The sequence below is a fragment of the Rhizobium sp. IBUN genome, from assembly GCF_000510625.1.
Lineage (GTDB): Bacteria > Pseudomonadota > Alphaproteobacteria > Rhizobiales > Rhizobiaceae > Rhizobium > Rhizobium altiplani.
In genome coordinates, this window is record NZ_AZNV01000069.1 from 1 (window position 1) to 19,726 (window position 19,726).

A 19,726-nucleotide genomic window follows, 5' to 3' on the forward strand; every position below is an offset into this window, starting at 1 on the left:
ATCCAATTGAGCGTCTTAACGGCGAAATCAAACGCCGCACCGAGGTCGTCGGCATCTTTCCGAACGACGAAGCCATCGTCCGCCTCGTCGGTGCACTGTTGCTCGAACAGAATGACGAATGGGCCGTCCAACGCGCCCGGTACATGACCCTTGAGACCATGGCCCAAATGAGCGATGATCCGCAAATCAGTCTGCCCGCTGTGGCACGCTGATGTCCCCTCCGACCCGACGTCGGAAAGCACGGCAACCAGCCGTCAGCTACACCACTCCAATGGACACGATCTTCGGCAGTTGCGGATCAAGTCAATTCCAGTATCATTACTGGAGCATGCATTAGGCTCGCAGCCGGCTGTGGAGGACAGATGGAAGCGTTCGTCCCTCGTCTAACAGAACTCGCCCATGGTGGCGGTTGCGGCTGCAAGCTGGCGCCCTCGGTCCTGCAGACCCTACTTGCCGGTCAGCCGACGATGCTGCCATTCATGCAGCTTCTCGTCGGGAGCGAAACGGCCGACGATGCGGCGGTCTGGCAGATCGACGACAAGACCTGCGTAATCGCCACTACGGATTTCTTCATGCCGGCGGTCGACGATCCGCGCGAGTTCGGCCGCATTGCGGCGACCAATGCAATTTCAGACGTCTATGCCATGGGCGGGCGGCCGATCATGGCGCTCGCCATCGTCGGCATGCCGGTCGATAAGTTGGCGCCGCAGACCATCGCCAAGATCCTGGAAGGTGGCGCCAGCGTCTGCGCCGATGCCGGGATTCCTGTCGCGGGCGGCCATTCGATCGATTCCGTCGAGCCGATCTACGGCCTCGCCGTCATCGGTCTTTGCCATCCGGACGAACTTCGCCGCAACGGTGGCGCCCGCGCAGGCGACGCGCTGATCCTCACCAAGGGTCTCGGCGTCGGCATCTATTCGGCGGCACTGAAAAAGCAGGCGCTCTCACTCGCCGGCTACGACGAGATGATCGCCTCCACCACACTGCTCAACCGGATCGGCGCCGAGCTTGCCCGCGATCCAGATGTTCACGCACTTACCGACGTCACCGGCTTCGGCATTCTCGGCCACGGTCTGGAAATGGCGCGCGCCTCCGGGGTGACGTTGTCGATCGCGCTTTCGCGCCTGCCTTTCCTGCTGGAGGCCGAAGCGCTGGCGCGCGACGGTTTCGTCACTGGCGCCTCGCGCCGAAACTGGGAGAGCTACGGCGCCGAGGTCTCCCTGCCCGAGGACGTCAGTGACTGGCGGCGCGCGCTTTTGACCGACCCGCAGACATCTGGCGGGCTACTGGTCGCATGTGCCCCAGACCGGGCGGACGCGATCGCAGGCACGATCTGCGATGCCGGCTATCCCTTCGCGCGGGTGATCGGCCATGCCGAGGCGGGAACCCCAGGGATCACAGTCACCGGTTGAGGGGGTCCTGCCCGACGAGCGACAAGGCGAGGTCCGAGGGAACTTGCTCACCTCGTAAAGCGTTTGCGCTGCATGACGGTCCAACCCGGGAAAGATGCCATGCGCGACCTGAAGCCGCCGCAACAAGCCGCAGCCCTTGCAGCCGCCCTTTCATTCCTTCTGCTTTTGCCGGCTGAGCTGAGTGCTCAGAACCAGCCCGCCGCCTGCCCCACCGGCGCCGGCAAGGCGCAACCGGCAACGCCCCCCGACCGCGCCAGCGCCGACGGAACCGCGCCTGGCAACGCCGGATCGACCGGCTGGACCGGTGGCACGGGCGGTGCCCACATCGGCACCAGCCCGCACGGCGCGACCGAGCACTCCAAAACCTGGCAGCCGCCAACCGCGCGGGGACTCGATCTGGCGATGGAGGTGCCGCCGGAGCCGGCGAAGGATCCGCCGAATAATGGTTGTTGAATGATAGCCTTGAGGGGCTTCCTGCCGCACGGCCTCCGCGCGATGGCACGCCGGCGCTCCACGTCTCCTTATGGTGAGATGGCCGGCAGGCCAGAAGGGGTTCACATGCGATATCGGCAACATGACAAAGAAAGGCTGGCGGAAGAGAATGGGAGTCGAACCCACCCGAGACAGCCTCGCTGCCCCACCCGGATTTGAAGTCCGGACGCCCCACCGGGGACGATGCTCTTCCGTTACTCAGGCGCCGCTTGGAGGCGGCGCGATGTCTTCCGCGGCTGGCTCGCGATAGAGGTCGAGCCGGTGCGGGTTGACGCGGCGCAGATCCCCGCGGCGGAATGTGATGCCCTGGCGATCGAAGAATTCGAGGATTTCAATGGCAACCTTTCTACCGTTGTTGACGCGGTCGCGGAAGAGGCCGGCGGTAAAACCGTCCGCTTCAGCCCTTGCCGCGACATCGGCGATGATCTCGACCATTTCGGCCGTGGCCGTGCGCGTGAAGAAATGGTCGGGGCGGATTTCGTCGACGCGACCCAAGCGAGCGGCGAGCTTCAGCACCCGGCGCAGCGTGCGCTCGTCCTCGCCGAGCATTTCGGCGAAATCGCGCACGCGCGGTGGCCGAAAGCGCCCCTCTCCTTGAAGATGCGGCAACAGTGCTTGATAAAGCCGTTCCTCCTTCTCGCTCAGCTGCACGACATGGCCAGGCAGCCGTACGAAGGCGCCTTCGAGCACCAGCCGGCCCGCCGCCTGCTCCGAGCGCAGCGCCTCCAGAAAGGCCGGTGCTGGAAGCCGCGGCATGACCTGGAGCCGCAGCCGCTCGCGACCGATCCCCTGCAGGTCCGGATTGTCGGCATGGAAGACTGAGAGCCGTCGCTCGACGTCCTCGGAAAAGGCGTGCCGTTGCGCGGGGGAAAGCGCGAGGCGTGCCGGCTGGGTGGCGACGATGTGAGCCGAAGCCGCGGAGATCGCCGCCTGCAGTGCCTCCTCGGACAGCGCGCGATCGCGGGCAAAGGCGTCGAGATCGACGAGGTGAGGCGCGACGGCAAGCAGGCCCGCCAGCGCATCGGCCGCATTGCCGAGACCCGCCGCGTCAAGCACGGCCAGCCGCTCGGGCGCGCGGCGCTTGCGCAACGGCGCACGCAGATCGAGAAACCGGCCACCGCCGATCGTGCGCCTGGCGGAGACGTCGCGTAGGATGAAGCGATCGCCGACAGCGGCGGCAGCCGGCCGGTCGAGCACCAGCTGGACCTTCGCCCGCTCCCCCGGCTTCACCGGCCCCTCGAGCGGCACGATACGGACGTCCGCTTCGGCGCTGCCGTGATGCAGCCGGGCAGGCGCCCACTCGCCGACTGGCTTTGCCTCGCTCGCAAGCACCAGAAGTTCGGCGTCGATCCGCTCGGCCGGCGCGTGCAAGACGGGATCGACCACCATATCGCCACGGCCGATCGCCTGCTTGGATATCCCCTCGCCCGCAAGGTTCAGTGCGCAGCGTTCGCCAGCGACGCCTTGCGGCGCGGCGCGGTTCTGCGCGTGGATGGAGCGTACGCGGGCGTGGAGGCCAGCAGGCGTAACCGTCACCTGATCGCCGACCGAAACAGAGCCCGACAGCACCGTGCCGGTGACCACTGTACCGGCGCCCGAGAGCGTGAAGCAGCGGTCGACGGTAAGCCGAAATCTGCCGCCGGCAGGCCGAACGCGTGTGTCCATCTCGGCCATTGCCAGCCTGACCTTGAGGTCCGCTATGCCTTCGCAAGTCACGATCGAAACGGCGATGACCTCCGCCTCCGCAAGGCCGGTCAATGCCAACATGGCCTGGATGTCGGCGGTCGCCGCTTGACGGCGCGCGGCGTCGGCGAGATCCGCCTTGGTGAGCGCGACGATGCCACGTGTCACGCCGAGCAGATCGAGGATGGCCAGGTGCTCCAGCGTCTGCGGCATGATGCCGTCGTCGGAGGCAATGACGAGCAGCGCATAGTCGATCCCTCCGGCGCCGGCCAGCATGGTATGGACGAAGCGCTCATGTCCGGGCACGTCGACGAAACCCGTGGTGCGCCCTTCAGCAAACTGCGCATAGGCAAAACCGAGATCGATGGTGATGCCGCGCGCCTTTTCCTCCTTCAGTCGGTCGGTATCGACGCCGGTCAGTGCCCGAACGAGCGTGGTCTTGCCGTGATCGATATGCCCTGCCAGGCCTATGATCATGAGGGGGCTCCGAAGGCGGGAGCCATACACCTCTGCTCTGCCGGCCGTCCTTGCCTGAAGCCAGGGCTGCATTCTTGCAGCAATCCCTTCCCTCGCGGGGGAGAGGTCACGAAGTGACAGAAGGGGACACTCCTGAAACGACTCTCAATCCAGCCCATGGCCCACCTGCGAAAGGCTGTCGAGCAAACCGGCCTCGTCGGACAGACACCGCAGATCGAGGACGAGCGCGCCCTCGGTCAGCCGGCCGATCACCGGGCGCGGGAGGGATCGGAGGGCGGCCGCCAGCGCCTCCAGCCGGCTGCCGCTGTTGCCGGCGATCCTCAGGCCGGCGCTTGGGATGGTGTCGACCGGGAGAGCGCCAGAGCCGATTTGACTGCGGCAGGCGCGGGTTTCCACCTGCAAGCCATGCTCTGCGACGATCGCAGCAACGGCAGGCCGCAGCCGTTCGGCTTGGGCGCGGATCTCCCCCTCGGGGCGTGAGAGCATGCGCAAGGTGGGCAGGCGCTCGGCTAGGCGGTCGGGGTCTCGATAGAGCTTCAGCGTTGCCTCGAGCGCCGCGATGCGGATCTTGTCGAGGCGCAGCGCCCGCTTCAACGGATTGCGGTTGATCTCCGCGATCAGGTCCTGCCGCCCGACAATGAAGCCGGCCTGCGGACCACCAAGCAGCTTGTCACCGGAGAAGGTGACGAGATCGGCCCCGTCGGCGATCGCCTCGCGCACCATCGGCTCGCGGGCAAGGCCAAAGTGCGAGAGATCGACGAGCGTGCCCGAGCCGAGATCGTTGACGACCACGACTCCCGCCTCGCGAGCGATCGCGGCCAGATCTGCGCCGGACACCTCGGCGGTGAAGCCCTCAATGCGGTAGTTGGATGTGTGCACCTTGAGGATCAGCGCCGTGTCCGGGCCGATCGCCTTGCTGTAGTCGCTGGGATGGGTGCGGTTGGTGGTACCCACTTCAACGAGGCGCACGCCGGCGCGCTCCATGATGTCAGGCATGCGGAAGGCGCCACCGATCTCGATAAGCTCGCCGCGCGAAACAATCGCCTCCCGCCCCTCTCCCACCGTGCCAAGCGCGATCAGCACAGCGGCGGCATTGTTGTTGACGACGGTCGCGTCCTCGGCGCCTGTGAGGTTGCATAGCAGCGCCCGCAGGTGGCTGTCGCGCTCGCCGCGCTTGCCGGTATCAAGGTCGAGTTCCAGCGCTGCCGCCTCGCGCATGGCATCCACCGCGGCGGCAACCGCCTCTTCAGCAAGCAGCGCACGGCCGAGATTGGTGTGCAGCACCGTCCCCGTGAGATTGAATAGCGGGCGAAGGTTCGAGCGGTCGAGATACTCGAGCCTTGAGAGCAGCGAGGCGAAGACGTCGCCCGGCATCGGCAGGGTGCCGCCGGCGCGCACTCCCTTGCGGATCTCGCCAAGCAGGGCGCGCAGCGCATCCGTGACCATGGAGCGACCATGGCGCTCAATCAGCGGGGCGACATCGGGAGCGCTGAGCATCTGGTCGACGGAGGGAAGCGCCCGCAGATTGGCAAGCTCGTGCATTGGCTTAATACCCCGCAAGGAAGGGGTGGAAACCGGCGCGCCGGTAGCCGGTGTCCTTCATTAGGAGGTCGAGCCCGAGGCTCGCCACGTCGTCGGCGACGGCGTCGAGCGACGGGTTCTTGTTCTGGTAGAGGATCTTCATCCAACTCTGGCAGCCATCGCAGACCTCCGCCTTCACCGTCGCGTCCTCCTCGCCGGCCTCGACCGCCCGGTAGCCGATGCCCTTGGTGGAGCCGCAGGCGAGGCACTTGACGCGGACTTCGTTCCAGGAGGTGGCACAACAGGCGCAGACGGCATAGCGCACACCCTCGACGCCGTGCACGCCTGTCACCACGGAGGCAACGGGCTTGCCGCCGCAGGCAGGACAGAGGCCGATGTGAACCGGTACGAGCCGTTCGGCATCCAACGTTGCGGCAAGGCACACGGCATGGACCTGCGTGGCGGCGGCGACAAAGAGATGCTCGGCAAGGTTCTCGCCAGTAAGCGTATCGGACAGCACATTGCCCGAGATCTCACCTGTCTTCTCCTCCCCCGCGGCCCGCAGGGCGGCAAGAGCGGCAGAGGCGGCAGCGGGCATCTCCAGCACGCCGACCGCTTCAAAAAACTGCGACAGCATCTCGCGATAGGCCGCCGTTCCGGCCATAGCCCGCCGGTCGATCGGCGGCATCGCTCCCTCGCGCGCCCGTTCGATCGCGTCGGCCGGGATCGGCTCAATCCGCGACAGGCTGTCGGCAAGGCTTGCCTGGATGCGGGCAATGCCTCCCATGAAGAGAAGATAGGGCCGCAGCCGGCTGGCCTGCGCCAACGCCTCGAAGCGGGCGGCGCGCACTTGAAACGTCGCCGCCGGATTGGGCGTGAAGGCGAAGCGGGTCTTGGGGATGCGCCCGATCGTTAAGGGATCAGGCTGAATGGAAGATGCTGACATTTGACCTCGCGGACCAACCGGCCAAGTTTTAGAAAGTCCCTACGCGTCATTGACGATGCCAGTTGTAACACCCCCTCGGCCCTGCCGGGCTTTCCCCCACAAGAGGGAGATTGGCTGGGGGGCGGATGGCGTCCTCTCCATCTACCCTTGTGGGGGAGATGTCACGAAGTGACAGAGGGGAAATGTTCCCAGCACAACCGTCAATACACTCATTCTGCCGGATCGATCCTCCCCCGTCCAGCGAGTTCCTTTAGCCATTTGCGGTGATGCCGCCAGGCCCAGCCGCCGGTGACCGTGCCGCGGGTCATGGCGCGTAACGTTCCTCGTGTCCAGATTGCCGCGTATACGTGCAGGATAAAGAGCAGGATGGTCAGCACAGCGCTGATCGAATGGATGAGGATCGCGAAGCGTCGGAGCTCAATCGGCGTCGTTTCGCCGAAATATTGCTCCCAGATCAGAAGACCAGTCGAGATCAAGACGATAATGAAGAAGGCCATGCCCCAGAAGATCAGCTTCTGGCCGGGATTGTACTTGCCCATTTCCGGCAGCCGCTCTTCGTGGCCACCGACAACGTCGCCGATCTGGGAGGACCATTGGACGTCGTCCCGGTTCGGAAGATTGGCGCGCCAGAGTTGCGCGAAGAAGATGAAGAAAGAGAAGAAAAGAACGACGCCGATCCAGGGATGCAGCATTCGCGCATTCTGCCCACCGCCGAAAAAACCCGTCAGGAAGTACAGCGACGGGTGAAAGAACGACAGTCCGGAGAGCGCGAGCAGGATGAGGCACGTTGCAGTGATCCAGTGGTTCAGCCGCTTGCCCGGTCCGTAGCGGCCGACAGTGATCGGCGGCCCCCGGTGGATTTTGTCTTCCGGGCTCAAGTCTCTCGGCTCGCTCATGTGTCCTCCTCGCGGCTCTCCGCTTGGTCGACGAGGCGCCTGGCATTCTCCTCGTCCTCAGCCTGCACGCGGTTAGGCTTGGCGAAGACACCGTGCAGGATCGCGCCGGCAGCGGCTAGCCCCATGACGGCAAGGCCGGCATATTTGGCGACGCCCTTCCAGACCTGGACAACCGGCGAGATGCGCGGATTATCCGGTAGGCCCGCATAGATATGTGGCTTGTCGGCGTGATGCAGCACATACATGACGTGGGTGCCGCCGACGCCCGGAGGGTCGTAGAGGCCGGCATTGTCGAAGCCGCGCGATTTGAGATCCGTGATCCGCTCCTCGGCGTGCGCCTTCATGTCCTCCTTGGTGCCGAAGACAATTGCCTGTGTGGGGCATGCCTTGGCGCAGGCGGGTCCCTGCCCTACCGCCACGCGGTCGGAGCAGAGCGTGCATTTGTAGGCGCGATGATCGACTTTGGAAATGCGCGGGATGTTGAAGGGGCAGCCGTCCACGCAATAGCCGCAGCCGATGCAGTTTTCGTGGATGAAGTCGACGATGCCGTTCGAATATTGCACGATCGCGCCCGGCGCTGGGCATGCCTTCAGGCAGCCGGGATCGGCGCAATGCATGCAGCCGTCCTTGCGGATCAGCCATTCGAAATTGTCGTTGTCCGGATTGACCCACTCGGTGAAGCGCATGAGTGTGAACATGTCTGCAGTTAGGTCGTGCGGATTGGTATAGGTCCCGACATTCTCTTCCATGACGGGGTTGGTGTCGTTCCATTCGATGCAGGCGGACTGGCAGGCCTTACACCCGATGCATTTCGACACGTCGATGAGCTTGGCAACGGGGGTGAGCTGCCGGGTGGGCGCCGGCAGTCTCGAGGTCGCCGACCGGCGGATGAGATCGGCTTCGGTGAGGTTCGCCTCCATCGGCTGGACCGGCGGATTGCTGACGGCGGTGCGCGGGCTGTCCATATCCATTAGGCAATACCCTCCCTGTCCTTCGGCGCCGTCGAGGGCTCGATGTTAACGAGGAACGCCTTGGATTCCGGCGTCTCGATATTGGCATCTCCAACAAAGGCCGCAAGGGAATTCGGACCGAAGCCCTTCCTTGCCGCGCCGGTGAACCCCCAATGCAGCGGAACACCGATCACATGCACCGTCTTGCCGTCGCAGGTCAGCGGCCGGATACGTTTCGTCACCATGGCCTTGGCCTTGACCGAGCCGCGCTTCGACCAGACCCGGACCCAGCCTCCGTTGGTGATCCCCTTTTCCTTCGCGAGTTCCTCCGAGATTTCCACGAAGAACTCCGGCTGCAGCACTGAATTGACGCGATTGTGCTTGGTCCAGAAGTGGAAATGCTCCGTCAGCCGATACGACGTGCCGGCATAGGGAAACTCGTCCGACGTGCCGAGTTGCTTCAGGTCCGTTTCGAAGATGCGGGCGACGGGATTGCCGCGCATCTTCGGATTGAAAACGTTGGCGACGGGCGATTCGAACGGCTCCATATGCGCCGGGAATGGACCGTCACGCATCAGCCCGCGGGAGAAGAGCCGCGCCGTGCCCTCCTGGTTCATGATGAAGGGGCCGACGTCGCCGGGTTTGGCATTGGGCGCGATATCGGGCACGTCGTAGCCCGACCATTTCGTGCCGTCCCACTCGATGATTTTGCGGCTCGGGTCCCAGGCCTTGCCGTCAAGATCGGCCGAGGCGCGGTTATAGAGTGTGCGGCGGTTGAGCGGCCAGGCGAAGGTCCAGCCGAGATAGGCGCCCGTCTCGTCGGGATCATGGTTGTCGCGCCGGGCCATGTTATTGCCCTGCTCGTTGAAGCAGCCGGAATAGATCCAGCAGCCACACATGGTCGAACCGTCGTCCCTCACCTGTGAGAAGTTCAGAAGCTGCTTGCCCGCAGGCACAATAACCTTTGCAGGGTCGGCGGGGTCAGTGAGATCAGTCAGTGCGCGGCCGTTAATCTCCTTGGCCAGTTCCTCGGGCGTCGGTTCCCCCGGATCGGCATAGTCCCAGGAGAGGTTAACGATGGGGTCGGGGAAGACGCCGCCGTCCTTCTCATAGAGCGCTTTCAACCGCAGGAAGATCTGCGCGAGGATATAGGTGTCATGCTTGGCTTCGCCCGGCGGCGAGCCGCCGGCCCAGTGCCATTGCAGCCAGCGGCCGGAATTGGTGAGCGAGCCTTCCTCTTCCGCAAAGCAGGTCGTCGGCAGCTGTATTACCTCGGTCTGGATGGACGCGGTGTCGACCGGGTTGAAGTCGCCATGGTTCTCCCAGAAGCGCGCCGTCTCCGTGTCGAGCGGATCCATGGTGACGAGCCATTTGAGCTTCGACAACGCCTTGGTGTTCTTCTCCCGGTTCGGGAAGGCCAGGATGGGGTTGAAGCCCTGGCAAATATAGCCGTTGATCTTGCCGTCGAACATCAGTTCGAACACGCGCAGCACGTCGTAGGACGGCACGTCGAGCTTGGAGATGTAATCGAAGGCCCAGTCATTGTCGGCGCGGGCCGCATCCCCCCACATGGCCTTCTGGAAGGAGACCATGAATTTGCGGTAATTCTGCCAATAGCTCGTCTGGCCAGGGCGGAGCGGCTTGAAGAGCTTGGTCGACATGTAGGTTTCGAAGTCGGTGTCCTTTTCGGTCGGCATCGTCAGGTAACCCGTGAGAAGATGGGACATCAGGCCAACGTCGGTGAGGCCCTGGATGTTCGAGTGGCCGCGCAACGCGTTCATGCCGCCGCCACGCACACCAATATTGCCGAGGATGAGCTGCAGCATCGCCATGCCGCGGATGTTCTGCGAGCCGCTGGAATGCTGGGTCCAGCCGAGCGCATACATCGAGGTCATGGTCTTCGTCTTCGACGAACATTGCGAGATCATCTCAGCCACCTTCAGGAACTTATCCTTCGGCGTGCCACAGATGCGCTCGACCATCTCAGGCGTATAGGGCGCCAGATGCTCCTTTAAAAGGTTCCAGACGCAGCGGGGATTTGCAAGCGTCGGGTCGGCGGTGACGAAGCCGTCCTCGCCGAGCACATAGTCCCAGGTCGACCGGTCGTAGTCGCGCTTTTCCGGGTCATAGCCGGTAAAGAGCCCGTCCTTATAGGCAAAGCCGTCTTTCACGATGTAGGGGGCGTTGGTGAAGGCCTTGACGTAGTCCCACTGCACCTTGTCATTGTCGATGCAGTATTTCATTACGCCGTTCAGGAAAGCGATGTCCGTTCCTTGGCGGATTGGAGCGTAAAAGTCCGCAACCGAGGCCGTGCGCGTAAAACGCGGATCGACAACGATCAGCTTGGCGCCACGATGGGCCTTGGCTTCAGTCACCCATTTGAAACCGCAGGGGTGAGCCTCCGCCGCATTGCCGCCCATGACGACGACGAGGTCGGTGTTCTTGATGTCGGTCCAGGAGTTCGTCATCGCGCCGCGGCCAAAAGTTGGGCCCAAACTGGACACCGTGGGGCCGTGTCAGACGCGCGCCTGGTTATCGAAACCGACTATTCCCAGGCTCTTGGCGAACTTGAAGGTCGCCCAGGCCGTCTCGTTGGTGGTCGCGGACGCGGCGAGCATGCCGGTGGTCGTCCAACGGTTAACGGCGAGGCCGGCCTGGTTTTTCGCCACGAAATTGGCGTCGCGGTCATCCTTCATCAGTCGCGCGATGCGGTCGAAGGCCTCATCCCAGGAAATGCGCTCGAACTTGTCCGCGCCGGGCTTGCGATGCATCGGATATTGCAGCCGAGTCGGCGCATGCACAAAGTCCTTCAGCGCCGCTCCCTTGGGACAGAGCGTCCCCCGGTTCGTCGGGTGATCGGCGTCGCCCTCGATATGGATGATGTTGGCCGTCTCGCCTTTTCTCAGGTCACCCTTGGAATAGATGATAACGCCGCAGGCGACGGAACAGTAAGGACAGGTGTTTCGCGTTTCGGTGGTGGTGGTCAGCTTGAAGGGCCGGACATGCGCCGCTTCTGCGGCCTCGGCCTCGTCAAACCCCATCGCGCTGAGAGATGTCGCCACGACCGTTGCGCCGGCACCTGTCAGGAAGTCACGCCGCGAGAGATCTACAGTCATGGATTTACCTCCAGGCTCCAACTTGCTCATTGAAATCTACTACAGAAGCCGTCCTATTCAAAGAATCCCTTGTCGCGTCCCGACGGCAAAAGCACGGTGTCACGATTCAGGTTCAGGTTCAGGGCGCCTGACCGCAGCTTTGCCAGTTGCCTTCCAGCTCACGCGGCACGTTCTCGCTAAAGGCAAGAACGTAGGCCTTTTACACGATAAACGTCGCTCAACCTCTCCGGGTTGAATGTTTGTGGCTGAGCAGCGCCGGATGAATTCCGAGGCGATGGCAAGGCTTAGCCGAGCAAGCCCCGTCACGTATGGCGCGATCGGGAGGCGTGCAATGGCTGCTTGCTTGCCATCGCTCGCGATCGGAAATTCTAATTTATCACTGCAACGTGTCTACGCGAGTGACCACCGACATTCCTGGCCGCAACCTCGCGGCCATCGGTTGGTCATGATCAATGGCGATCCGAACGGGAAGTCTCTGGACGACTTTCGTGAAATTCCCCCTGCTGGGCGATGGCTATAGCGGCCTCGGCACGTTTCACCCCGCTTCGCCAGCTTTCAGAGTTGCCAGCGATTGCTCGGCCTGCCGGGCGTTTTCCTATAGGGAAAGACAAGCGCATGCATCCCCTCGTCGTCCAGGACTGCGAGCTGTAGTTCGAGCGCGAGCGGCGCTTTCAAAATCGGTTGCCACATCGAGGCACCTCTTGGAACGCTTTCGTTCCAATCGATACGATCAGGGACGTATGAGACGCCGAGCATGGCGGCAAGTACGGCCACAAATGATCACCAGCTCATTCCACATAGAACACCATGTTGCCGTTGCGTGCCCTCATGACCCACTCAATGTCGTCGGGCTTGAGCCCCTTGGCCTTGAGTTGCCCGACAAGCCACTTGTTCGACTTTGCCGCGTCTCTGATGGCCTTCTGGTGCTGTGCACTGTCGGGAGTTGGATGTGCACCAGTTTCCGAGAAGCTTGCGGTTCGGTAGCTAACTACAGATAATCGCTTGCCATGATAGGTGCGAACATATTCCGGAAGACTTTCGCTCCAGTTCATCCTGCGATATTCGCGCCGGGTCTGTTGCGCATCGACCGGCCATGCGACCGTAGCGGTTGTGATTGCGATTCCAAGCAGTGCCGCTAGCTTCATCATTTCAATGTTCCTCAAAGATGGTTTGCTGTGAACATAGCGTACGCCCAGCGGCAGGGCATCGAGCGTAGTCAATACCAGCCCAGATTTTGGGCGGACGTCCGATCTTAGACTGTTTGAAGCTAGCGTGGGGGCCATTGCCAACGCACATGATGGACGACCAGAAGGAATTACCCGGTCGGCCCACCGCTATCTGATGTCGTGCGCCTGTCCCGAGGCCTTCAGTTCTTCGAGAGTCTTGCCGACGCAGCTCCCCCCTTCTGAATCTCCAAAGCTTTGGCACGGCGATGTAAAGTAATCGTACCGCCGATTCGGTCCGACGCAACAAACGTTGCCGTCCCGTCCTCAGTGACTCGGGACAAATAGAATGCATGGAACGTGTCCTTGAATTGGCAGGTGATGACCAAAGGGAAACGGTCAAAAGGATCCTGAGCCAACGCCGCTGAACCAAATACCTGGAGCGCCGTCCATGACTGGCCACGCTTCTGCGCCAGAGCCACTGCTGACCCTAAACTCTTGTCGCAGCTGCACGACTTCAACACATCCAAGGCGGGAGCGAAAGAGTGCGTCGGCATCCTGTTCGGACCCAACGCACAGGTGGTGACCCAGTGAGTAAGCGACGTCGGTTTAGGAGTCGATAACGGGCTGGCTGCCCTGGGCCATACAGAATGAAAGCGGCCGTTGGTCAGCCCTCGCGTCGATAGCGAATATCGAGCCCTCTAGTTCAGTCGGCGCGTGAACATCCAGGCCGAGATTGGTAAGGTGACTGCGGCGATAATAAGCAGGGCCAACATGTCGGGGAGCATTTGGCTTACATGCGCGCCCTCGAGGTAAACGCGGCGGGTGATCGATATCGCGTATTTCAACGGATTGATCACGGTCGCGTATTTGCAGCACCTTCGGCATGTTGTCCGTCGGCGACATCAATCCGGACAGCAGCATGAAGGGCATGAGGAAGAGGAAGCACAGGACCATTGCCTGCTGCATGTTTCCGGCGAGCGACGACAGGAACAGCCCAAATCCGATCGCGGCGGCCAGAAACAGAGCCAATCCTAGATAGAGCGCGGCAAACCTTCCCGCGAAGGGAATCCGGAACCAGAACAGCGCGAGCAGCAGGACTACCGACGCCTGCACGATCCCGACGATCATCGATGGCACGGCCTTTCCGACCATGATCTCGGTCGCTGTGAAGGGCGCTACGAGGAGCTGGTCGAAGGTTCCTTCTTCGCGTTCGCGTGCCACCGACATCGCCGTCAGCAGCATCGTCATCATCATTGTTATGGTTCCGATCAGCGAGGGAACCATCGTCCAGCGAGTCTCTAGCTGCGCGTTGAACCAAGCGCGGGTGGTCACCTGAACCGCGCCGGGAGAGCCTTTTTGCGCCAGCCAATTTCGCGAGAAGTCTCCTATGATCGTGTTTGCATAACCTTGGGCGACGCCGCTGGTGTTCGAATTTCGGCCGTCGGCGATCACCTGGACGACCGAAGCTCCGCTGCTCTCAAGCAGCTCCGCTGCTCTCAAGGTTTCGTTCGAAGTCCTGTCCGATGACGATGGTCAACACCACCTGTTTCTTGTCGAGCAACGGGACCGCCTGGGCCGTCTGGGAGAGAGTCGCCTGGCGCTGGAAGACGCCGGAACCTTCCAGCTTTGCGACAAGGGCTCGCGACGTGGCGCTGTGATCCTGGTCGACCAGCGCATAGGGCACGGTGTCGAGATCGTAGCTGGCTGCGTAGCCGAAGATGAGGCACTGAAGGAGCGGCGGCAGGACTACGCTTGCGCGGCTTTTGGGGTCCTTCAGGATCACGAGGAGTTCCTTGCGGATGATGGTAAGGATTCGAAGCAGCGACGCCAGCATCATGCGATCCTTTTCGCGGTAAGTTTCACGGAGAGCCCAAGCAGCACGATCGCCATGCCCGCGAGCACCGCGGCATTCGGTAGGATGACGCTCCAGATGTTTCCGGCGAGGAACAGAGTCTGGAGGAGCGTCACAAAGTAGCGCGCCGGAAAGATGTAGGTGATGACTTGGACGACCAACGGCATGCTGCGCGGATCGTACATGAAGCCAGACAGCATCATGGCCGGAAGAAAGGTTACGAAAAGGGTCACCTGGCTCGCGACGAACTGGCTCTTGGTCGCCGCGGAGATAACAAGGCCGAGGCCAAGGGCGACGAGCAGATAGAGCATTGAGACGATTGTGAGGATGGCAAGCGAGCCGCGAAATGGAACGCCGAACAGGAGCTTGCTCCCGACGACGCAGAGCGCCAGCCCCGCCAATCCCAGCAAGAAATAGGGGATTGTCTTGCCGAGCAGGATTTCCACGGAGCGGACCGGGGTGACGAACAGCGCCTCGAAGGTTCCGCGTTCCCATTCGCGCGCCATTACGAGCGCAGTGAGCAATGCGCCAATCAGTGTCATCACAAGCACGATGAGGCCTGGCACCAGGAAATAGGTGCTGTCGTTCGCCTCGTTGAACCAGAGCCGGCTGACGATCGTGATCCCCGAAACCTGACCACCGCTCCGAGCCGCCTCCTTGGTCGCCCAGACGCCGACGGCGCCCTGGGCATACCCGAGCGAAATCCGCGCCGTATTCGAATCCGAGCCGTTGACGAGCAACTGGACCTCCGCGGTGCCGAGCTGGATCGAGCGCGCAAAGTCTCTGGGAATGCGAACGATCGCCCTGACATCGGCCGACATCAGCATTTTCTCGGCCTCCATCATCGTCTTAACCCGTCAGGGGGAAAAATAATCCGAGAGCTCGAAACTCGATGCCACGCCCCGCGCCGCCGCAGAATCGTCTTCGATGACGATCGCCACGGGAACATTCTTGATATCCAAGTTTATGCCGTATCCGAATAGCACTAGCAGAGCCACGGGCATGATGATGCCGATCGCGATACTGCTCGGATCGCGCAGAAGCTGCCAGCCTTCCTTACGTACCAACGCACGTATACGTCTTAGGGCCGAGCTAAGCCCACCTTGTCCCTGATCGCTCATGAGCCGCTCTCCTTGGATTTCTGCCGCTCCTTCTCCACGATCGCTATAAACGCTTGCTCCATGGTCGGGGCTTCGTCTTCCGCGCTCTTCGCACGAGCGCGGATTTCGAAGGTTCTTGCCTGCGTCCAGAATGATGATCCGATCGCAGTACTCCGCTTCTTCCATGAAATGGGTCGTCACGATGACCGTGACGCCCTGTTCTGAGAGTGTGGTGATCCGCCCCAGAACTGCCGCCTCGCCAGCGGGTCGGCCCCGCTAGTCGTCTCGTCGAGGAACAGGATGTCGGGTTCGTGCAGCAGTGCTGCCGCAAGTGCGAGCCGCTGCTTGAAACCGCCGGGCAACTGTCCGCTCGGAAGGCCAGAGAATTGTCCAAGCTCGAACTGCGCCTTCAGGGTATTGATCCTGTCGCGCTTGGCGCGTCCCCGCAGTCCATACGCGCTGGAAAAGAATTCCAGGTTCTCATCGACAGTGAGTTGGGCGTAGAGGGAGAACTTCTGTGCAACATATCCGAGCCGCTGGCGTGCCTTCGCGCCCGCGGTCAAAAGGTTCGCGCCGGCTACCTGAAGCGTCCCGCCGCTCGCCGGAAGAAGGCCGCATAGCATTTTGAAGGTGGTGCTTTTGCCAGCGCCATTCGGGCCAAGAAGTCCGTACACCTCGCCCCGCTTCACCGCGAAGCTGACATGGTCCACAGCGGTAAAGTCGCCGAATGTCCGGACAAGGTCCCGGACTTCGACAATCGTTTCCTCGGAGACCCTGGGTCCGCTGGCATTCTGTGTCGGGCGCCGGGGTCGTTCGTCGCCGGCGGCATCGGCAAAGAGCATCATGAAAGCGTCCTGAAACGAGGCTGCACCGCCTCGCTCTCGAGCTTCGTTCCCTCCACCTCGAGCGGTCGCTTGTCCTCTGCCGATTTGCGCACGACGCGAACGCGTCCGGCCTCCGGTACCGCGTCGACGACGCCTGGGAGAGAGAACAGTCGGGCTTGAAGGGATCGAGCCACCATGCCGTTCGTATCCCTCATCAGAAAACAGCAGCCGTTTGCCTTCTCAGTAATGTCCGTGGGTCGTCCTTCGGCGAGAACCTGGCCAGCATGCATCAATACGGCGTGTTCGCAGCGCTCTGCCTCGTCCAGATAGGATGTCGATACGATGACCGACAGTTCGTCTTCCTGGATGAGTTTATAAACGATCTCCCAAAGCTCCCTGCGAGATAGCGGATCGACGCCCACGATTGGTTCGCCGAGGAGCAGCAGTTGCGGCGAGCGGACGAGCGTGCAGGCAAGCCCGAGCTTCTGTTTCATGCCTCCCGAAAGCTTGCCCGCCGGCCTTTCCTTGAACCGCCCGAGTTGGGTCATCTCAAACAGCCGTGGGTAGATTTCGTTTCTTTGTTTCTGTTCGATCCCATGCAGATCGGCGTAGAGATCGAGGTTCTCCTGAACGCTCAGGTCTTCGTAGAGACCGAAACGCTGAGGCATATAGCTGATCCTGTCCTGGACCTGCTGCGGCGACCGGACGACATCGACACCGATATAACTTCGATGCTGCCGGCGTCTGGTGCGACCAGGCCGGCGGCCAATCGCAACAGCGTCGTTTTGCCCGCGCCGTCCGGGCCAACCAGGGCCGTCAGCTTTCCGCGCGCGACGTGAAGAGATATCCCGGCAAGGGCGTCGACCGGCTTGCCGGCGTCGCGCTTGAAGGTCTTGCGTACGTCTTTGGCGACCAGCGCTGTCTCTTGCGCGCTCATGGTCGACCCACTTCTGTGCTGTCGCCGCGCCGCCACTGCCGCGGTCCGGTCTTACGGTCGCTGGCATTCCGAGGCGCAGGACATTGTCTGGATCGTCCACGTAAACGCGTACCTCGTAGACGAGACTGCTTCGAAGCTCCTCCGTCTGCACGGTCTTCGGCGTGAACTCGGAAACCGAGGAGATGAAACCGATCCACCCCGGCATTGGGTTCCCCGGAAAGGAGTCGACGCTGACGGTGGCCTTCATCCCAGGGCGCAGCAGCCCGATTTGTGTCTCGGAGACATATGCGCGAACCCATTTTGGGCTAACGGTCGCGAGCGAAAACGCCGTGCGTGTCGGCGACGCCATCTCGCCCGGCTCGATCAGGCGCGATCGTACGATGGCCTCGACCGGGGCTATCAAGTCGGCTTCCGCAAGCTATTGATGAAGGAGGGCGACGTTGGCGTCCGCCGCACGTAGCTGTGCCTCGGCTTCCTCGATGTCCTCGATGCGAGGACCTATCACAAGAAGGTCCAGTGCCTTCTGATTGACTTCTACCTTCGCTTCGGCCTGTTTGGATTTGGATGCCGCCATCTCGAGCGATCGCTGACTGGCGACGGCTCGAAGAGCAAGTGAGCTTTGGCGTTCATATTGCGCCCTGGCGTTCGCCGCCTCGACCTTTGCGGATTCGAGATTGGCGCGCGCCTGTGCAATATCCTCCGGGCGGCTGCCGTTCTTTAGCCGGGCAACGTTCGCGCGTTGACTTGCAGCCTGCGCTTCCGCCTGCGCCACCTGTGGACGGGGCCTGCTGGTATCAAGCCTGGCAAGCACCTGGTCCTTCTTGATCCGGTCGCCCTCCTCGACGAGGACTTCGGCGACACGTTCGCTGCCATTGAAGGCGATATCGACCTGCCGAAAATCAACGTTTCCGTAAAGACGGAGCTCGCCCGATCCGTTGCGGTTGTGGAGAAACCACCACGCAACACCTGCGATGGCGACAGCCAGTATCAGGATGATCACAATGCGCTTCATGGCTTCATTTATCTCCATGGGCTAATCGACTTCTTGGCCAAGGAGCTTCGGCACTTCCCCTGAGGAGGGACGAAACACGTTTTCCGCAACCACGGAGAAGAAGGCTAGCTTCTCATTCGAAAACGTCTCCGGAGTATTCTTGCTTCGACCAGGGCCCAGGACTAGCGGAAGTGGTTGAGGAAATCGTCCCACAGATGTTCAGCTTTGTCCTTGTCTCCAGCAGCTCGAGCATGTGGTGGGAACGCTCGTTGCCGAGATAGGGTGCTGAGGAAAACCATCCGCCATCGACCACGATGTCGGCCCGGGTGATATAGGAGGACTCGTCGCTGGCGAGGAACAAGGCAGTAAAGGCGATCTCTTCCGCCTTGCCGCTTTGCCAGCGAATGTGCTCCACGTACCCTGGGCACCCCCGCGTCCCGGCAGGGAGCAACTTTTCAAGATCGTAACTTCATGAAATCACGGTAAACACGCCATTAACCAGAAGCGATATCGCCAATTGCTTCCGCTGCTGCTGAGGACTTCGCGTTGTGCCTCTAACCATCGATAAGTAGCGCTTATCGGAAGTGAGTGCATTTTGGCCGAAATCGCTGCCTTCTCGACCAGATGTAAGCGACGAGATGATCGAAAATCAGGTCAAAATCGCGCTCCGCTTCGACGGAATATTCAAGACTCCACACGAAGAGCTCACTGCCTACGCGCGATCATTTGACGAGAACGGACTGCCGATATGAGCAGCGAGTCGCCAAGTTTGATTGAAGAACGCGCAAGAGAACTCGATACCATCGCTGCGGTGTTTCCGGCTGGCGGTGCGCGCCACGCCGCGCCCGCGAATGCGCAAGAGCGCGAAAGCGGTGACAGCCGACGTGCTGGCCAGACTGTTGGCGACCTGCAGCGGCGGCAGCCTGCATGACATCAGGGATCGGGCCATCCTGATGGTGGCCTTCGCCTCAGGCGGCCGCCGCCGCAGCGAAATTGCCGGGCTGCGCAAGGAGCAACTGACGGTCGAGCCCGCAATCGAGGTCGAAGACGGCCCTCCCCTGCCCTCTCTCGCCATCCATCTCGGCCGCACGAAAACATCCGGTGCCGACCAGGATGAGGTCGTCTATCTCACTGGCCGGCCGGTCGAAGCGTTGAACGCCTGGCTCGACGCCGCCAACATCGACAAGGGATCGATATTTCGGGCGATCGATCGCTGGGGCAATGTTTCGCGCCGTCCGCTCGATCCGAAGGCAGTCAACGATATCGTCAAGCAAAGGGTGGCGATGGCTGGGTTGGAGCCTCGGGATTTCTCCGCGCATGGGTTGCGGTCGGGGTATTTGACCTAAGCGGCCAATCGCGGCGT

The 19,726-nt window shown here is 62.0% G+C and carries 19 protein-coding genes, 1 tRNA gene and 4 pseudogenes; 4 read left to right on the forward strand and 20 right to left on the reverse strand.

The window, feature by feature from the left end; genetic code table 11:
- From RHIBUN_RS0131405 to RHIBUN_RS0131415, 3 genes are all read left to right on the forward strand, one after another.
- The coding region (locus tag RHIBUN_RS0131405; RefSeq protein ID WP_025662501.1) for a transposase at positions 1 to 212 on the forward strand (212 nt) is incomplete at its 5' end.
- Positions 213 to 362: 150 nt separating this feature from the next.
- A complete protein-coding gene (gene selD / locus RHIBUN_RS0131410; protein ID WP_025662682.1) occupies positions 363 to 1,412 on the forward strand; it encodes a selenide, water dikinase SelD in 1,050 nt (349 codons plus the stop codon).
- A 99-nt stretch (positions 1,413 to 1,511) separates the two neighbouring features.
- A complete protein-coding gene (locus tag RHIBUN_RS0131415; protein ID WP_025662683.1) occupies positions 1,512 to 1,865 on the forward strand; it encodes a hypothetical protein in 354 nt (117 codons plus the stop codon).
- 136 nt (positions 1,866 to 2,001) lie between these two features.
- Here the strand turns inward: RHIBUN_RS0131415 and RHIBUN_RS36645 are convergent.
- From RHIBUN_RS36645 to RHIBUN_RS0131505, 20 genes and pseudogenes are all read right to left on the reverse strand, one after another.
- Positions 2,002 to 2,097: transfer RNA gene (locus tag RHIBUN_RS36645), tRNA-Sec, on the reverse strand.
- A 5-nt stretch (positions 2,098 to 2,102) separates the two neighbouring features.
- Positions 2,103 to 4,064: a selenocysteine-specific translation elongation factor gene (selB, locus tag RHIBUN_RS34495; RefSeq protein ID WP_037218174.1), complete on the reverse strand. Its 1,962-nt coding sequence runs from the start codon at positions 4,062 to 4,064 to the stop codon at positions 2,103 to 2,105.
- A 144-nt stretch (positions 4,065 to 4,208) separates the two neighbouring features.
- Positions 4,209 to 5,606 carry an L-seryl-tRNA(Sec) selenium transferase gene (gene selA, locus RHIBUN_RS0131440; protein WP_025662687.1) on the reverse strand — a complete coding sequence of 466 codons (1,398 nt, stop codon included), beginning with the start codon at positions 5,604 to 5,606 and terminating at the stop codon, positions 4,209 to 4,211.
- Positions 5,607 to 5,610: 4 nt separating this feature from the next.
- Positions 5,611 to 6,531 (reverse strand): formate dehydrogenase accessory protein FdhE, encoded by a 921-nt coding sequence (gene fdhE / locus RHIBUN_RS0131445; protein ID WP_025662688.1) that lies wholly within the window; start codon positions 6,529 to 6,531, stop codon positions 5,611 to 5,613.
- A gap of 209 nt (positions 6,532 to 6,740) precedes the next feature.
- Positions 6,741 to 7,427 (reverse strand): formate dehydrogenase subunit gamma, encoded by a 687-nt coding sequence (locus tag RHIBUN_RS0131450; protein WP_025662689.1) that lies wholly within the window; start codon positions 7,425 to 7,427, stop codon positions 6,741 to 6,743.
- Positions 7,424 to 8,392 (reverse strand): formate dehydrogenase subunit beta, encoded by a 969-nt coding sequence (fdxH, locus tag RHIBUN_RS0131455; protein ID WP_156932794.1) that lies wholly within the window; start codon positions 8,390 to 8,392, stop codon positions 7,424 to 7,426. The genes RHIBUN_RS0131450 and fdxH overlap by 4 nt, the downstream gene beginning before the upstream one ends.
- A gap of 5 nt (positions 8,393 to 8,397) precedes the next feature.
- Entirely contained in the window at positions 8,398 to 11,493 is a 3,096-nt protein-coding gene (gene fdnG / locus RHIBUN_RS0131460; RefSeq protein WP_084659926.1) for a formate dehydrogenase-N subunit alpha, read from the reverse strand.
- A 376-nt stretch (positions 11,494 to 11,869) separates the two neighbouring features.
- A pseudogene (locus tag RHIBUN_RS37775) lies at positions 11,870 to 11,998 on the reverse strand (HlyD family secretion protein); the annotation flags it as partial.
- Positions 11,999 to 12,281: 283 nt separating this feature from the next.
- Positions 12,282 to 12,641 (reverse strand): hypothetical protein, encoded by a 360-nt coding sequence (locus tag RHIBUN_RS0131475; RefSeq protein WP_025662693.1) that lies wholly within the window; start codon positions 12,639 to 12,641, stop codon positions 12,282 to 12,284.
- 186 nt (positions 12,642 to 12,827) lie between these two features.
- Positions 12,828 to 13,132: pseudogene (locus RHIBUN_RS37780) on the reverse strand (hypothetical protein).
- A gap of 133 nt (positions 13,133 to 13,265) precedes the next feature.
- Positions 13,266 to 14,159, reverse strand: a complete 894-nt coding sequence (locus RHIBUN_RS37085) for an ABC transporter permease (protein ID WP_051420150.1) — start codon at positions 14,157 to 14,159, stop codon at positions 13,266 to 13,268.
- Positions 14,137 to 14,493 (reverse strand): ABC transporter permease, encoded by a 357-nt coding sequence (locus tag RHIBUN_RS37090; protein WP_198021214.1) that lies wholly within the window; start codon positions 14,491 to 14,493, stop codon positions 14,137 to 14,139. The genes RHIBUN_RS37085 and RHIBUN_RS37090 overlap by 23 nt, the downstream gene beginning before the upstream one ends.
- On the reverse strand, positions 14,493 to 15,356 hold the full coding sequence (locus RHIBUN_RS34515; protein WP_348626013.1) for an ABC transporter permease: 864 nt from the start codon (positions 15,354 to 15,356) through the stop codon (positions 14,493 to 14,495). Before RHIBUN_RS34515 ends, RHIBUN_RS37090 begins: the two co-directional genes overlap by 1 nt.
- 12 nt (positions 15,357 to 15,368) lie before the next feature.
- Complete coding sequence (locus tag RHIBUN_RS37785) at positions 15,369 to 15,797, reverse strand: hypothetical protein (RefSeq protein ID WP_245271778.1); 429 nt, start codon at positions 15,795 to 15,797, stop codon at positions 15,369 to 15,371.
- Between the two features lie 11 nt (positions 15,798 to 15,808).
- Complete coding sequence (locus RHIBUN_RS37790) at positions 15,809 to 16,456, reverse strand: ABC transporter ATP-binding protein (protein WP_245271779.1); 648 nt, start codon at positions 16,454 to 16,456, stop codon at positions 15,809 to 15,811.
- Positions 16,453 to 17,103: an ATP-binding cassette domain-containing protein gene (locus tag RHIBUN_RS37795; protein WP_245271781.1), complete on the reverse strand. Its 651-nt coding sequence runs from the start codon at positions 17,101 to 17,103 to the stop codon at positions 16,453 to 16,455. The genes RHIBUN_RS37790 and RHIBUN_RS37795 overlap by 4 nt, the downstream gene beginning before the upstream one ends.
- Positions 17,070 to 17,372, reverse strand: coding sequence for an ATP-binding cassette domain-containing protein (locus RHIBUN_RS37800; protein WP_245271782.1), 303 nt, complete (start codon positions 17,370 to 17,372; stop codon positions 17,070 to 17,072). The genes RHIBUN_RS37795 and RHIBUN_RS37800 overlap by 34 nt, the downstream gene beginning before the upstream one ends.
- A gap of 121 nt (positions 17,373 to 17,493) precedes the next feature.
- Positions 17,494 to 17,721, reverse strand: a pseudogene (locus RHIBUN_RS37805) (efflux RND transporter periplasmic adaptor subunit); the annotation flags it as partial.
- A gap of 69 nt (positions 17,722 to 17,790) precedes the next feature.
- Complete coding sequence (locus RHIBUN_RS37810) at positions 17,791 to 18,384, reverse strand: biotin/lipoyl-binding protein (protein WP_245271780.1); 594 nt, start codon at positions 18,382 to 18,384, stop codon at positions 17,791 to 17,793.
- A gap of 112 nt (positions 18,385 to 18,496) precedes the next feature.
- Positions 18,497 to 18,778 (reverse strand): SDR family oxidoreductase, encoded by a 282-nt coding sequence (locus tag RHIBUN_RS0131505; RefSeq protein ID WP_025662694.1) that lies wholly within the window; start codon positions 18,776 to 18,778, stop codon positions 18,497 to 18,499.
- Between the two features lie 385 nt (positions 18,779 to 19,163).
- On the opposite strand from RHIBUN_RS0131505, the pseudogene RHIBUN_RS0131515 reads away from it, so the two are divergent.
- Positions 19,164 to 19,706 (forward strand): annotated as a pseudogene (locus RHIBUN_RS0131515) (tyrosine-type recombinase/integrase); the annotation flags it as partial.
- Positions 19,707 to 19,726: the final 20 nt, after the last annotated feature.

Excerpts from the sequence above, each read along its gene's own strand:
- selD (WP_025662682.1), top strand. The coding sequence starts at position 363 with ATGGAAGCGTTCGTCCCTCGTCTAACAGAACTCGCCCATGGTGGCGGT.
- RHIBUN_RS0131415 (WP_025662683.1), top strand. The coding sequence starts at position 1,512 with ATGCGCGACCTGAAGCCGCCGCAACAAGCCGCAGCCCTTGCAGCCGCC.
- selB (WP_037218174.1), bottom strand. The coding sequence starts at position 4,064 with ATGATCATAGGCCTGGCAGGGCATATCGATCACGGCAAGACCACGCTC.
- selA (WP_025662687.1), bottom strand. The coding sequence starts at position 5,606 with ATGCACGAGCTTGCCAATCTGCGGGCGCTTCCCTCCGTCGACCAGATG.
- fdhE (WP_025662688.1), bottom strand. The coding sequence starts at position 6,531 with ATGTCAGCATCTTCCATTCAGCCTGATCCCTTAACGATCGGGCGCATC.
- RHIBUN_RS0131450 (WP_025662689.1), bottom strand. The coding sequence starts at position 7,427 with ATGAGCGAGCCGAGAGACTTGAGCCCGGAAGACAAAATCCACCGGGGG.
- fdxH (WP_156932794.1), bottom strand. The coding sequence starts at position 8,392 with ATGGACAGCCCGCGCACCGCCGTCAGCAATCCGCCGGTCCAGCCGATG.
- RHIBUN_RS0131475 (WP_025662693.1), bottom strand. The coding sequence starts at position 12,641 with ATGATGAAGCTAGCGGCACTGCTTGGAATCGCAATCACAACCGCTACG.
- RHIBUN_RS37090 (WP_198021214.1), bottom strand. The coding sequence starts at position 14,493 with ATGCTGGCGTCGCTGCTTCGAATCCTTACCATCATCCGCAAGGAACTC.
- RHIBUN_RS34515 (WP_348626013.1), bottom strand. The coding sequence starts at position 15,356 with ATGATGGAGGCCGAGAAAATGCTGATGTCGGCCGATGTCAGGGCGATC.
- RHIBUN_RS37785 (WP_245271778.1), bottom strand. The coding sequence starts at position 15,797 with ATGGAAGAAGCGGAGTACTGCGATCGGATCATCATTCTGGACGCAGGC.
- RHIBUN_RS37790 (WP_245271779.1), bottom strand. The coding sequence starts at position 16,456 with ATGATGCTCTTTGCCGATGCCGCCGGCGACGAACGACCCCGGCGCCCG.
- RHIBUN_RS37795 (WP_245271781.1), bottom strand. The coding sequence starts at position 17,103 with ATGCCTCAGCGTTTCGGTCTCTACGAAGACCTGAGCGTTCAGGAGAAC.
- RHIBUN_RS37800 (WP_245271782.1), bottom strand. The coding sequence starts at position 17,372 with ATGAGCGCGCAAGAGACAGCGCTGGTCGCCAAAGACGTACGCAAGACC.
- RHIBUN_RS37810 (WP_245271780.1), bottom strand. The coding sequence starts at position 18,384 with ATGAAGCGCATTGTGATCATCCTGATACTGGCTGTCGCCATCGCAGGT.